Raw genomic sequence first — 13,521 nt, 5'->3', positions numbered from 1 at the left:
GTCCTCGTCCCAGCGGACCTTTCCCTGCCGCTGGCTGTGCAGGTGCACCACGGGGCTCCAGCCTCCGGCGACGGCGACCACGTCGCAGGTGATGTCTCGCCGCTCTCCGACCGCGACGCCGTCGGCATCGATGGCCGACACCGTCGCGGCGGTGACCTGGGGATCGCCGTCGGTGTCGAGGACTGCGGAGCCGAGGAGGACCTCGATGCCGGCGGCCTCGGCGCGGCGGGCGGCTTCGGACTGCTCGGCGCGGGAGTCGACGACGGCCGCCACGGAGACTCCGGCGGCCGTCAGGTCGGCGGCGACGTCGTAGGCGCTGTCGTTCGTGGTGGCGAGCAGGATCCTGTCCCCTGCGGCGACGCCGTACCTGTTGAGGTAGGTGCGGACGGCGGAGGCGAGCATGACCCCGGGGCGGTCGTTGTTGGCGAAGACGAGGGGACGCTCGTGAGCACCGGTCGCGACGATGACCTGCTGGGCACGGATGTGCCAGAGGCGCTGTCGCGACAGACCCGCGAGCTCCTCCTTGGCGGGGGCCTCGAGGTGGTCGAGCCGGCTCTCGAGCGCGATCACATAGTTGGAGTCGTAGCTGCCGAAGGCGTTGGTCCGGCTGAGGACCGTGACCTCGGGTGCGGCCGCGAGCTCCTCGGTGACGTCGCGCAGCCAGGTGTCGCTGTCGACGCCGCCGATGCTGAGGGCGCGGGAGGAGAGCAGGGAGCCGCCGAGCTCGGGCTGGTCGTCGATGAGGATGACCCGGGCACCGGAGGCGGCGGCGGTCCTCGCGGCAGCGAGCCCGGTCGGGCCGGCACCGATGACGAGCACGTCGGCGTGGACGTACTTCTTGTCATAGATCGCGGTGTCGTCGGCGGGGTCGAGCTCACCGAGACCGCTGAGGTAGTGAGCCTCGAGCCCGTCGACGAGCTCGACGGTCGTGGCGGGAAGCATCGACTCGGTGACCGAGTCACCGGGACGCCTCAGCTTGACCAGTGCGTTGGGCTCCTCGACCCCGGCGGCGATGACGCCACGGGGGCGCTGCCGATAGAGCGACGGCCCGCACTCGAGCACGCCGTTGGCGAGCAGCGCCGAGGCGAGGGTGTCACCGGCGTGGCCGGCGTACTCCTGGCCGTCGAGGCTGAAGGTGAGGCGGGTGGATCGGTCGATCCGGCCGCCGTCTGGGAGGCGTTGCGACGTCGTGCTCACTGCGGGTCTCCATCCAGAGTGGGGCGCGGTTCGCCGGTGCGGTAGACGGCGGCGATTCGGTAGGTGACGGTGTCGCGAAGGACGTTGAACCACTTGCGGCAGCCGGAGCTGTGGACCCAGCGCTCGGCGAAGATGCCCTTCGTGTTCTCGCGGTAGAACAGGTAGCGACCCCACTCCTCGTCGCTGAGCGTGTTCGGGTCCTCCGGGTACGGGACGTGGGCCTGTCCGCCGTAGTGGAACTCGGTCTCGTCACGCGACCCGCAGTTGGGGCAGCTGATGAGGATCATCGTCAGCTCCTTTCAGTGGGCCACGGCGGCTGCGCCGTGCTCGTCGATGAGGGCGCCGGTGCTGAACCGCTCCAGCGCGAACGGGGCGTTGTACTCGTGCGGCTCGTCGTGGGCGATCGTGTGCGCCATCGTCCAGCCGGCACCGGGGGTGCCCTTGAAGCCACCGGTGCCCCAGCCGCAGTTCACGTAGAGCTGGTCGATCGGCGTCTTGCTCACGACCGGGGAGGCGTCCGGGGTGACGTCGACGATGCCGCCCCAGGTGCGCAGCAGGTGGGCGCGGGCGAAGATCGGGAACAGCTCGACGGCCGCTGCCATCTGCTCCTCGATCACGTGGAATCCGCCACGCTGGCCGTAGCCGTTGTAGGAGTCGACGCCGGCACCCATGACCAGCTCGCCCTTGTGGGCCTGGGAGACGTAGACGTGGACGTGGTTCGACATGACCACCGTCGGGTGGACGGGCTGGTGGAGCTCGGAGACGAGCGCCTGGAGCGGGTGCGACTGGATCGGCAGGTCGAAGCCGGCCATCTCGGCGAGCACGCTGGAGTGCCCCGCCGCGCACAGCGCGACCTTTCCGGCCGCGATCGTGCCGCGGCTCGTCCGGACGCCGGTCACCCGGTTGCCGTCCTTGACGATGCCGGTGACCTCGCAGTCCTGGATCAGGTCGACGCCGAGCTCGTCGGCCTTGCGGGCGAAGGCCCAGGCGACGTGGTCGTGCTTGGCGATGCCCGCACGCGGTTGGTAGGTCGCACCCATGACCGGGTAGCGGATGTTGTCGCCGGTGTTGATGATCGGGCAGACCTCCTTCACCTGGTCGGGGTCGAGCCACTCGGCGTCGACCCCGTTGAGGCGGTTGGCCTCGCAGCGGCGCACCGAGTCGCGGACGTCCTGCAGCGTGTGGGCGAGGTTGAGCACACCGCGCTGGCTGAAGAGGAAGTCGTAGTCGAGCTCCTCGGGGAGCACCTCCCACTGCTTGAGCGAGTGCTCGTAGATCGCCGCGGACTCGTCCCACAGGTAGTTGGACCGGATGATCGTCGTGTTGCGGGCCATGTTGCCGCCCGCGAGCCAACCACGCTCGAGCACGGCGACGTTCGTGATGCCGTGGTTCTTCGCCAGGTAGTACGCGGTCGCGAGGCCGTGTCCGCCGCCGCCGATGATGACGACGTCGTAGGAGGACTTGGGCTCCGGGTTGCGCCAGAGGAAGTCGGGGTGCTCGGGCAGGAGGTCCGCCATCACACGGCTCCGTTCGACTCGATGAGGTGGGGGTAGAGCGGGTGCTTCTCGGCGAGAACGGTCACCCGGCTGCGCAGGACATCGGCCGTCTCCTCGGTGAAGTCGTCCTTCAGCGCGGCCGCGATGATGTCGGCCACCTCGCTGAAGTCGCTGTCGCCGAACCCGCGCGTGGCCAGGGCGGGCGTGCCGATCCGCAGCCCGGAGGAGACCATCGGCGGGCGCGGGTCGAACGGGACCGCGTTGCGGTTGACCGTGATGCCGATCCGGTGGAGCCGGTCCTCGCCGTCCTGGCCATTGAGCTCGGAGTCGCGCAGGTCGACCAGCACCAGATGTACGTCCGTGCCGCCGCTGACCACCGAGACACCCGCGGCCGCGACGTCGTCGGCGAGGAGACGCTCGGCGATGATGCGGGCACCGCGCAGCGTACGCTCCTGGCGCTCGCGGAACTCGGGCTCGGCGGCGACCTTGAACGCGACCGCCTTGCCGGCGATGACGTGCTCGAGCGGCCCGCCCTGCTGGCCGGGGAAGACCGCGGAGTTGATCTTCTTGGCGATGGCGGGGTCGTTGGTCAGGATGACTCCCCCACGCGGGCCACCCAAGGTCTTGTGCGTCGTCGAGGTGACGACGTCGGCGAAGGGCACCGGGTTCGGGTGCAGACCGGTCGCGACCAGGCCGGCGAAGTGAGCCATGTCGACCATGAGGCGGGCACCGACCAGATCCGCGATCCGGCGGAACTCTGCGAAGTCCAGCTGGCGGGGGTAGGCGGACCAGCCGGCGACGATCAGCTTGGGCCGGTGCTCGAGGGCGAGACGCTCGACCTCGGCCATGTCGATCAGGAAGTTCTCGCGGCTGACCTCGTACGGAACGACCTGGTAGAGGCGTCCGGAGAAGTTGATCTTCATGCCGTGGGTGAGGTGACCGCCGTGGGCGAGCGAGAGGCCGAGGATGGTGTCGCCGGGCTCGAGGAGGGCGAACATCGCGGCGGCGTTGGCCTGGGCGCCCGAGTGCGGCTGCACGTTGGCGTACTCCGCGGAGAAGAGCGTCTTGAGACGGTCGATGGCGAGCTGCTCGATCACGTCGACGTGCTCGCAGCCGCCGTAGTAGCGCCGGCCGGGGTAGCCCTCGGCGTACTTGTTGGTGAGGACCGATCCCTGAGCCTCCATGACGGCTGCGGGAGCGAAGTTCTCCGAGGCGATCATCTCCAGCGTCGTCTGCTGGCGGCTCAGCTCGGCGTCGATCTGCTCGCTGACCTCGGGGTCGAGGTCCGCAAGCGAGGCGGTCAAGACGTCAACCACGATGAACTCCCAAACTTTTGAAGTACGATTGATATATCAGTTCCGGATCACCAGTATGCTTGCTCACGAACACACCTGTCAACGGTCCAGATCAGAAAGCGGTGACTCGGTATGACCACGGTTCAGGCGCCCGCCCCGCCGGCGCTCGGCACGACGACCTCGCTGGCGTACGCCGCCTATGAGCGCATCCGGGATCGGCTGATCATGCTGGACATCAGACCGGGCGAGCCGATCAACGACGGCAGGCTCGCGGAGTCCCTCGGGTTCGGCCGCACCCCAGTACGAGAGGCCCTCAAGCGCCTGGAGACCGATCACCTGGTCGTCTCCTACGCCCGTCGCGGCACGTTCGCAACGGCTGTCGACGTCACCGAGCTGGGCGCGATCTCCGACCTGCGTCAGCAGCTCGAGCCGTTCGCCGCACACCGGGCGGCGACGGCCGCCACGGAGCCGATGCGGGCCGCGCTGCGCGCCATGTCCGAGAAGGTTCGCGCCCTCGAGGCGTCGGGTGACGACCGGTCCACGCTGATGCGGCTCGACATGTCGGTGCACCGGATGATCTATCGCGCCACGGGCAACAAGCATCTCGAGGACGTCCTGATCCGCTACGACAACCTGGCGACCCGGATCTGGTGCCTGGTCGTGGACAAGCTCCCGGACCTGGCGTCCCACATCTCCGAGCACGCCCAGCTCCTGGACGCGATCGCCGACGGCGACTCCGAACGCGCCGAGCTGCTGACCCGCGAGCACATCGACAGCTTCGCGACGGAGGTCCGCCGGGTTCTCTGAGGACGTTTCTCTGACGACACTCTTCGACGACGCTCTCTGAAAACGCGTGACCGGGCGCCGGCCCACCCGCAGCCGGCGCCCGATCTCGACCCGTCGGGTCAGCCGCGCAGGCGGCTCATCTGGGGGTCGAAGAGCGGCTCCGGTGTGACCGTCGCCGAGATCCGCTGACCGAAGTACTCGATCTCGACCTGGTCGCCCTCGCCGATCTCCGCCGGCAGGTAGGCATAGGCGATCGGCTTGCCGATCGTGAACCCGTACGCCGCGCTCGTGACATACCCGACCGCGGTCTCGCCCGACAGCACGGGCTCCTTGCCGAGCACCATGGACTTGCCGTCGTCGACGGTGAGGCAACGAAGCCGGCGACCCGACGTCTCCACCGAGCGGCCCTCGAGCGCCGCCTTGCCCACGAAGTCCTCCTTGGCGGTCTTCACCGCGAACCCGACACCTGCTTCGTACGGGTCGTGCTCGGTGGTCATGTCGGCACCCCAGGACCGGTAGCCCTTCTCCAGCCGGAGCGCGCCGAACGCGGCGCGGCCGGCGGCGATGACGCCGTGCTCCTGGCCGGCCTCCCACAGCACGTCCCACAGCTTCTGGCCGTTCTCGGCGGAGGCGTAGATCTCCCAGCCGAGCTCTCCGACGTAGGACAGCCGCAGGGCCGTGACGGGGATCCCGCCGATGGTGGCGCGCTTGCCGCGGAAGTACTTCAGGCCGTCGTTGGTGAAGTCGTCGGCACTGACCTCGGCGATCAGATCCCTGGCCAGCGGCCCCCACAGTCCGATGCAGCAGGTGCCGCCGGTGATGTCCCGGACATGTGCGGCGAGGGCGGGGTCCTCGGCCCGCAGCCTGCGGGCCTCCCTGCGGAGATACGTCAGGTCGACCGTGCCGTTGGCACCGACCTGGTAGAGCTCGTCCTCGAGACGGGCGACGGTGATGTCGCTCTTGATCCCGCCCTGCTCGTCGAGGAACAGGGTGTAGGTCACCGCACCGGGCTTCTTGGTCACGTCACCGGTGGTGAGCCGCTGCAGCAGCGTCTCGGCCCCAGGGCCGGAGACCTCGAGGCGGCGCAGCGGCGTCATGTCGTACATGGCCACCGCGGTGCGGGTCTTCCATGCCTCGACGGCCGCGATCGGAGAGTGGTAGCGGGCGGACCAGTCGTCGCGCGTCGGCGCCTTCCACTCCTCCGGCAGCTGGTCCAGCAGGGCCGCGTTGGCCTCGTACCAGTGCGGCCGCTCCCACGTGCCCGCCTCGAGGAAGAAGGCGCCGAGCTCGACCTGCCGGGCGTGGAACGGGCTGACCCGGATGTCGCGGGGCGAGTCCTTGGGCTGCAGCGGGTGGAGGATGTCGTAGATCTCGACGAAGTTCTGCTGCGAGGTCTCGCTGACGTACGCCGGGGCCAGCTGGGTCTCCTCGAAGCGGTTGAGCTCGCAGTCGGCGAGGTCGTACTGCGAGCGGCCGGTCGTCAGCACCTCGGCCACCGCCCGGGCGACGCCGGCGGAGTGGGTGACCCAGACGGCCTCGGCGACCCAGAAGCCGTCGACGTCACGGGACTCACCGACGAGCGACCCACCGTCCGGGGTGAACGAGAAGATGCCGTTGAACGACGACTCCGCGATCTCGGCCTCCTGCAGGCACGGGAGCAGCTTGCGGCACTCGTCCCACGGGCCCTCGAAGTCCTCGGGCGTGAAGTCGAGCCGGGACGGCATGTTGTCGTGGTCGACGTGCTCCGGGGTCGGGCCGAGGTCGGAGGCGACGTACGGCATCGGCTTGTGGGCGTACGAACCGATCCCGTACGCCTCTCCCCACTCCCGGAAGTAGAGGTCCTGGTCCTGGTGGCGCAGGATCGGCAGCGTCGCGCCGTCGGCCTGCTTGTGCTTGCCACTCAGGACCGGGACGGGCGTGGTCTTGACGAACTGGTGGGCGAGCGGGATGAGCGGCACGTCGGTGCCCGCCATCGCGCCCACCTCGACGCCCCAGAATCCGGCACACGAGACGACGATGTCGGCCTCGACGACACCGCCGGTGGTCTCCACGCCGGTGACGCGACCGCCCTCCTGGAGGACACCGGTCACCGCCGTGTGCTCCAGGTAGGTGACCCCGGCCTCCCGCGTACGCTCGATGAGGATGTCGACGGCCCGAGCCGCCTTGGCCAGCCCGTCGGTGGGGATGTGCAGGCCCGCGAGCACCTGCGACTCGTCGATGTGCGGGTAGAGGTCCTTGCACTCGGCGGGGCCGATGACGCGGGCGTCGATCCCCCAGGACTTCGCATAGCCCAGCTTGCGGTAGAGCTCGGCGACGCGGGCCTCGGTGGTCGCCACCTCGAGGCCGCCGACCTGGTTGAAGCAGCTCACGCCGTCCTTCTCCAGGGACAGGAACTTCTCGACGGTGTACTTGGCGAACAGGGTCATCGTCTTCGACGGGTTGATCTGGAAGACGAGGCCGGGAGCATGTGAGGTCGAGCCGCCGGGCAGGCTGAGCGGGCCCTGCTCGATGACCGTGATGTCGGACCACCCGCGTGACACGAGTTCGTCCGCGAGGTTCGTGCCGACGATGCCGGCGCCGATGATGACTGTGCGGGGCGAGACGGTGCTGCGGGACGATGGCATGAGCAACTCCTGAGATTCTCGGGGTGGATCGGGGTGGGTGGTCAGCGGAACACGACGGTGCTGGAGCCGTGCATGAGGACGCGGTGCTCGCAGTGCCAGCGGACAGCACGCGAGAGCGCGAGGCACTCGGCGTCCTGCCCGACGTTGGCGAGCGCCTGCGGGGTGTAGGAGTGGTCGACCCGGTTGACCTCCTGCTCGATGATGGGCCCCTCATCGAGGTCGGCGGTGACGTAGTGAGCGGTGGCACCGACGAGCTTCACACCACGCGCGTGCGCCTGGTGGTAGGGCTTGGCCCCCTTGAAGCCGGGCAGGAACGAGTGGTGGATGTTGATCGCGCGCCCTTCGAGCTGGCGGCACAGGCCGTCCGAGAGGATCTGCATGTAGCGGGCGAGCACCACCAGGTCGACGTCGTACGCCTCGACCAGATCGAGCATGCGCTGCTCGGCCTGCGGCTTGGTCTCCGGCGTGACCGGGATGTGGATGAACTCCAGGCCGGCCGCCTCCGCCATCGGGCGGAGATCTTCGTGGTTGGAGGCGACGACCGCGATCTCGGCGCCCAGCGTCCCACCGCGCCACCGGAAGATGAGGTCGTTGAGACAGTGGCCGAACTTGGAGACCATCACCAGCAGCCGCGGCTTGCGCTCGTCGTGGAAGGTGAACGACATGCCGAACCGATCCGCGATCGGCCCGAAGTCGGCGGTGAGCTGATCGACGCCGGCACCCTCGACAGCGGCGAACTCGGTCCGGAGGAAGAACAGCTCCCCCATCCGGTCGTCGTGCTGCTGGTGCTCGAGGATGTCGAACCCACGCTCGTACAGGAAGCTGGTGACCGCCTGCATGATCCCCGGGCGCTCCTGGCACGAGAGCGTGAGCACGTTGGTCGTCGCAGTGGAGGCGGTCGCCATGGGCGCAACAGCGGTCGAGCTGGGCGGGCTGATGGTCATGCTGGGCTCCTGGGTGAGTGATGATACACGACTCATATATCAGAATGAGCCTAAGCCGACGCTCCGCCCGCCGTCAAGGGTTCGAGGGAGCCGGAGCATGGCTCGACACCGTCAGCAGCGGGCTTCCCGCTGCTGACGGTGTCGACCAGAGCTCACACGTTTCTCAGGACCTCGGGTCAGAGGATTCGTCGCCGAACCGCTGTACGCAGCCGACGTACACGGGCGCCGGGTTTCTCGGGCCGCCCAACGGTCATGTCGCGTTCAGCGACGGTCTTCCAGCGCTGGATGGCGAGCTCGGCCATGGCGCCGAGGGCGACGTCGAGGACGTCGCGGTCATTGGGTTGGATGGGGCCGACGGCGAGGTCCTCGGGGCAGAGCAGGTCAGCCTCGTCGCCAACGATGCGAACACTCGAACGCCTCAGCTCGACCAGCTGGCGCCGGGTGACCTCGACGCACCACGGGGCCGCCTCGGCGGGCAGCCGGACAGGCGTGCGGCCGTTGTCTGCCATCAGGCTCTCGCGCACGATCCAGCCGCGCACGGCCTTGCGGTAGAACGGCCGCTTCGGCACCTGCCGGCGGGAGAGCTCGAGGTTGAGCCGGCGCACCATCTCGGCCTGGCCCAGCGACAGCGAGCGGTTGGCGACCGCCTCGCCCGGCGGCTTGCTCAACGTGGACGGGTCGATACCAACCTCCGCACAGAACAGGTCGACGATGCCTGGGCCGTCGACGGGCGGGGACGGGGTGGCGATCACGACGACGTCATCGGTCCGCTCGCTCCAGCGGGAGACGATGTCGGGTAGGTAGTGACACGCCCAGAACCCCGGTTCGCCGGGGCCGCCGTGACGGGTGGCCGCGATGTACTCCTGCAAGGTCGCGGTGCCGCGTTCCTTCACGGTCTGCTGCCACTCCGAGGGAACCGCGAGACCCCAGTGACGGGCGGTGATGACCACCTTGACCTCGTAGCCGAGCCCTTGGACGGCCGCCACGATCTGCGAGGCCAGCCACTGCGGCAGCTCGGCCAGGGCCTCCAAGGAGATGATCTGCCGTTCGGGACCGAACTCCAGGACACGTACGAGACGGCCGACGGCCTCCTCCTGCAGTTCGCGCCGGCCGGAGGCGAGGTCGGCGATCACCTGGGTCATCCCGTGCGGCGTCGCACGCAGCGCGACCGACTGCTCGGCCAACGCCGCGGTGGAGCCGCGCAGCAGGCCCTGCAGCGAGGTCGTGCCGCTCTTGCGGGTGCCGATGTGCAGGAACACCACACCGTTCATCGGTAGAACACCGACCCACGCTCGCGATCGTCCAGCGCGGGCAAGTCACCGCTGCGAGGGATGAGGATCTCGGGTTCACGGAGGGCTCGGCACACGATGAAAGACCCTGGGGCGCGAACATTGAGGCTTCTTTGCAGTTTCTTTGCAGTTCCATGTCAGATCCAGGCCCAGATCCCTGCGCACCAAATGCGGAAAGGGCTATGTTCTGAACCCTTCTCAGAGTTCAGGACATAGCCCTGACCAGCATTTCGGTGGAGGTGAGGGGACTCGAACCCCTGACCCTCTGCACTGCTGGGCAGATTCTCGAGCGCTCGACCAAACGCGTCGAACCTCGGCCGAACACCCTCTGACCTGGACCGATGCCCTGAATCGAGAGCATCTCAGTTCCGATGCTACCTCGTCATCGCTGGCGACTTCGACCCAGTTCGCCGCAATTCGGAACCGCAAACCGGGCCATTATCGGGCCCTCCGCCATCTGGCCCGATCGCCTCACGATCCCCTACACGCTGACACAACATGGATGGCGCGCTGTCGAACGATTTGAGGGGACCGGTCTCGGCCGACCAGCGAGGTCCTGCGTCGGGCATATGTCGACGACGGGCCCGCCGGCAAAGAGGCTGCTGGCGCCAACTCTGATTCCCTCTTCAACAAGGAATACGTTGCCGCGGCGAGCACGCCAGTGCAGACGTACCCCAACTCGCGCCCGCCGTACCGTCGTCGACCCGAGACAAGGTGCGGACGCCCAAGCCCGAGCGGATCGCGGTGTCCATGATCGTCGACACCGCCCACCTCGTCGTCACCCGCGCACTCGCCGAAGGCGACCGCGACACCGCACGCGCCGCAGCCGAGACCGCCACACTCGCCCCCTTACGACGATGTCCCCGAACTCGACTGCGCCCAAGTTCTGGCCGCTACCGGCCACCTCAGCCTCGCCGAACAACACCTCGCCCGGCGCATCCACGACCCGATCCACCCGCCGCGGCGTACGAAGCCTGCTGGTTGACGCCGGTCACCAGAGATTCGGAGATCACGTTCGCACCGTCTGCTCCCTGCGTTTCAACCCTTGGCGCATTGACCGTATGGAGGACGTCGGCGGTTCCAGACACGGCCCGCCATTCACGCGGGCGGGCATCGAGCCACTGATTCGTCGTCCGAGCCATCCTGACCGCGAACCACTTCGAGAACAGTGATGGCGGCTGAGACCGAGGCGAGTGGCTGCTCAGAAGACCATGACCGCGATGATGACGATGAGGCCAACGATAAGAAGGCAGCCGATCGGTTTGAAGGACGTCTGTCGCATGGCTCGCTGCTCACGGGCGATGAACGCCAGTTCCTCCGAATACATCCCATCGCCGAACATCGCACTAACCTGACTGATCTCCGGCGGAGCGAGCTGCTCGCACCTCGCGTACTTGGCCTTAAGGGCTGCGAGCCGCTCAGCCAGTTCATTCGGGCTGATGGCAGCGTCACCGGCACCTCGGTAGCGCCGAACCCTCAGGGCGTTGACGCTTGATAACTCGATCTTCGCCTGGTCGTCTGCCTGCGAGTACTCCGGGGACCGGGAGATCGCAGATCCGGAGTCACCATAGGACTGGTCCACGAAGTTCAACGCATCCCGTTCCCATTCCCGAATGGTGGAAGCGGGCACCGAGCCGTCTTCGACTGCGGCGATCAGGCGACCATACATCTCGTTGAAACTGCTGCGGTAACTGTCCGCGGAAACCATTCCGCCAAGCCTCCTTCTTCTGATCGGCGGAAGCGCACCGAGTTGCGTTGACGCCGGGAGCGAATCTGCACCGGCGAGAGCATGACATGCCGCTCCGGGTGCCAGGGCCTGAACCGCCAAGTTCACCGGATCGAATTCCATCGCATAGGCGGCCAGGGTGGGGCTCGGCCTGTCGCACGGGCCATCAGGGCAGGTGCTGGGGGCCTACCTCGACGAGTGGCTCGTCGTGCCGGACGAAGCGGTGCGCGACATTGACGGCATCGACACCGCTCCGAGCGCGTACGCGTGGGGCGACAAAACCTGGCGCGACCTGCGGGCGCTCGCGGCGTATGCTCCCAGCGGCAGAATCCTGACGTGGAGCCACCTCAAGGTCGCCGAGGGCGGCGGCGACTTGGCGCCTCGCGTGTACATCCACGACGACACGAACGACGTGGCGAAGAAGGTGCACGTCGGGTTCGATGGCCCGCACCACGTCGTTCCGAAACGAATACGTAGCGGCCGGGAGTTTCAGGCCGATCCCGCGGCCGCAGGGAGGTCGCTGGGATTCCAGACCTGTCCGGCGATATCGCGGTAGAGGTGGCCGCGTTCGACGATGTCGGCGGCCTTGAACTCGTCGTAAGGCTTGAACGGCAGTCCGGACCCCTTGATATAGGCGAGGAAGCCAGGGTTCTTCTCGTACGCCTGCTGATCGAGGCTGGCCGCGAGGAGGTTCTGGCCGAAGTAGTGGGGACGCTTGGCGGCGTATGTGTCGTCGTTGAAGCTGCCGTTGAATTGCTTGGGCAGCAGGAGCAGGTCTCCGATCCGGTTGCGGTGGCGGGCGAAGTCGGCCGACTGGGGGAACTCGTCTACGTGACGCTCGTAGTGGTTGGCCCAAATGTGCTCGACCTCGTAGCGCACCTTGGCGCCGTTGGTCAGCTCGATGTAGTTCGACGCCTGACCTGAGGCGACGGTGATGTGGTTGGTGAGCCGCGCCAGGATCTTGTGGAGTTGGCCGCGGTTCTGTTGGTGCATGTACAGCTCGTCGACAGGATCGAAGGTCTCCTCGATCTTCCCCAGGTAGTCGACCAGCCGTTCGGCCAGTGGGCCGGCATCGAGACCACGAATGTCGCGTAGGACGGTGAACATGGCGTACTGCATGGTGGAGTACGCCGTCGAGCGGAAGTTCCAGATGCGTCGGGCGAGCAGGATGTCGACGAAGCGGGCGACGATCTCCAGCTTCTGATCGACAGTCGTCGGATCGTCGCCGACCTTCAGCGGCGCAAGCAGGAGCTGGTCTTGCAGGGTGAAACCGTGGTCGGCGTTGTAACGGATGAACCGCAGCGGACTGCTCGGGTCGTACGGGCCCACCGCCGCGCGACGGACGCGCTCAAACTGGCGGCTGAAGAAGTCCAGATCGGTGACGACGAAGTCGTAGTAGGACTGCTTGCCATCGAGGCCCACGCGAGCACTGTCTGAGCGCAGCCAGCGGTGGAACTCGGTGCCGATGCGGTCCCAGTCCTCCGGCTTCGCGCCCTTGCGGCGCTCGCGGATCTTGGTGGAGTACTTCGAGCGCAGCCACGTCTTGAGAAAGTCCGAACTCGACTCTGCCTCGAAGTCGTCGTGCGCGCGCAGACGCTTGCGCCACACGTTGGCCGCCTGCAACCGCGGCTCGCCATCTGCCATGTTGGCTAGCAGATAGCCCTTGAGCATGTCGGCGGGAGTCAGCTTGAGACCGCGGTCGTTCATCGTCTCGAAGATCGCGTACGCGTCGTCATCGTTGTACGCGGTGATCTGGACCAACTGGACGCGATCCTTGAGCCAGTCGATGAAGAACGGCAGGACCTCACCCTTGAGTTCCTGGGGGAAGAGCGCGTCGAGCTCGGCGTATCGGGCGACCAATGTGCGTACCGACTCGACGGCGTCTGGCGGCGGTTCGAACTCTCCGTGCTCGAAGAGGGACTGCATGCACTCGTTGCGGTCGGGGACGTCGAGGTTGAACGACTTCTTGCCGAACTTCTCAGAGAAGATCAAGGCATCGATGTCGACCTGGACGTCGCGGTCGGATTGGAGCCGACGCAGGTAGGTCAGCAGCAAGGTCAGGCTGGTCAGCCGCTGCTGCCCGTCAACGACGTAGGGCTGGCTACCCTTCTGAGAGACGATGATCGAGCCGAGGTAGTAGCCGGGATAGTTCGCGACGTCCAAA

Annotated in this window: 11 protein-coding genes; 2 read left to right on the top strand and 9 right to left on the bottom strand. The window is 67.4% G+C overall.

Annotated elements, in window-relative coordinates; genetic code table 11:
- The 4 genes from H5T77_RS24225 to glyA all read right to left on the bottom strand — a co-directional run.
- On the bottom strand, positions 1-1,197 hold a 1,197-nt coding region (locus tag H5T77_RS24225), incomplete at its 3' end, for an FAD-dependent oxidoreductase (protein ID WP_292653170.1).
- A complete protein-coding gene (locus H5T77_RS24220) occupies positions 1,194-1,484 on the bottom strand; it encodes a sarcosine oxidase subunit delta (RefSeq protein ID WP_292653169.1) in 291 nt (96 codons plus the stop codon). The genes H5T77_RS24220 and H5T77_RS24225, both read right to left, overlap by 4 nt.
- Positions 1,485-1,496: 12 nt before the next feature.
- Positions 1,497-2,714, bottom strand: coding sequence for a sarcosine oxidase subunit beta family protein (locus H5T77_RS24215; RefSeq protein ID WP_292653168.1), 1,218 nt, complete (start codon positions 2,712-2,714; stop codon positions 1,497-1,499).
- Complete coding sequence (gene glyA / locus H5T77_RS24210) at positions 2,714-4,009, bottom strand: serine hydroxymethyltransferase (protein WP_292653167.1); 1,296 nt, start codon at positions 4,007-4,009, stop codon at positions 2,714-2,716. The genes H5T77_RS24215 and glyA overlap by 1 nt, the downstream gene beginning before the upstream one ends.
- Positions 4,010-4,120: 111 nt before the next feature.
- Here glyA and H5T77_RS24205 point away from each other — a divergent pair, with 111 nt between their 5' ends.
- Positions 4,121-4,795, top strand: a complete 675-nt coding sequence (locus tag H5T77_RS24205; RefSeq protein ID WP_292653166.1) for a GntR family transcriptional regulator — start codon at positions 4,121-4,123, stop codon at positions 4,793-4,795.
- Between the two features lie 98 nt (positions 4,796-4,893).
- Here the strand turns inward: H5T77_RS24205 and H5T77_RS24200 are convergent, their stop codons facing one another.
- The 4 genes from H5T77_RS24200 to H5T77_RS24185 form a co-directional block, all read right to left on the bottom strand.
- The gene (locus H5T77_RS24200) at positions 4,894-7,398 is read right to left on the bottom strand and encodes a GcvT family protein (RefSeq protein ID WP_292653165.1); all 2,505 of its coding nucleotides are present in this window, start codon (positions 7,396-7,398) and stop codon (positions 4,894-4,896) included.
- Between the two features lie 41 nt (positions 7,399-7,439).
- The gene (gene purU / locus H5T77_RS24195; protein ID WP_292653164.1) at positions 7,440-8,342 is read right to left on the bottom strand and encodes a formyltetrahydrofolate deformylase; all 903 of its coding nucleotides are present in this window, start codon (positions 8,340-8,342) and stop codon (positions 7,440-7,442) included.
- A gap of 176 nt (positions 8,343-8,518) precedes the next feature.
- Positions 8,519-9,613: a hypothetical protein gene (locus H5T77_RS24190; RefSeq protein WP_292653163.1), complete on the bottom strand. Its 1,095-nt coding sequence runs from the start codon at positions 9,611-9,613 to the stop codon at positions 8,519-8,521.
- A gap of 1,219 nt (positions 9,614-10,832) precedes the next feature.
- Complete coding sequence (locus H5T77_RS24185) at positions 10,833-11,339, bottom strand: hypothetical protein (RefSeq protein ID WP_292653162.1); 507 nt, start codon at positions 11,337-11,339, stop codon at positions 10,833-10,835.
- 157 nt (positions 11,340-11,496) lie between these two features.
- Between H5T77_RS24185 and H5T77_RS24180 the strand changes: the two genes are divergently transcribed.
- Positions 11,497-11,913, top strand: a complete 417-nt coding sequence (locus H5T77_RS24180; RefSeq protein ID WP_292653161.1) for a hypothetical protein — start codon at positions 11,497-11,499, stop codon at positions 11,911-11,913.
- Here H5T77_RS24180 and H5T77_RS24175 read toward each other — a convergent pair.
- A partial coding sequence (locus H5T77_RS24175) for a DUF262 domain-containing protein (RefSeq protein ID WP_292653160.1) occupies positions 11,847-13,521 on the bottom strand: 1,675 nt, incomplete at its 5' end. The genes H5T77_RS24180 and H5T77_RS24175 overlap by 67 nt on opposite strands.

This window comes from Nocardioides sp., from assembly GCF_014360585.1.
Taxonomy (GTDB): Bacteria; Actinomycetota; Actinomycetes; order Propionibacteriales; family Nocardioidaceae; genus Nocardioides.
The sequence above is the reverse complement of the archived record's forward strand: the minus strand, read 5'-3'. Positions and strand labels throughout refer to the sequence as shown.

Coding starts and splice junctions, on each gene's coding strand:
- H5T77_RS24220 (WP_292653169.1), bottom strand. CDS start 1,484: ATGATCCTCATCAGCTGCCCCAACTGCGGGTCGCGTGACGAGACCGAG.
- H5T77_RS24215 (WP_292653168.1), bottom strand. CDS start 2,714: ATGGCGGACCTCCTGCCCGAGCACCCCGACTTCCTCTGGCGCAACCCG.
- H5T77_RS24205 (WP_292653166.1), top strand. CDS start 4,121: ATGACCACGGTTCAGGCGCCCGCCCCGCCGGCGCTCGGCACGACGACC.
- H5T77_RS24200 (WP_292653165.1), bottom strand. CDS start 7,398: ATGCCATCGTCCCGCAGCACCGTCTCGCCCCGCACAGTCATCATCGGC.
- purU (WP_292653164.1), bottom strand. CDS start 8,342: ATGACCATCAGCCCGCCCAGCTCGACCGCTGTTGCGCCCATGGCGACC.
- H5T77_RS24190 (WP_292653163.1), bottom strand. CDS start 9,613: ATGAACGGTGTGGTGTTCCTGCACATCGGCACCCGCAAGAGCGGCACG.
- H5T77_RS24185 (WP_292653162.1), bottom strand. CDS start 11,339: ATGGTTTCCGCGGACAGTTACCGCAGCAGTTTCAACGAGATGTATGGT.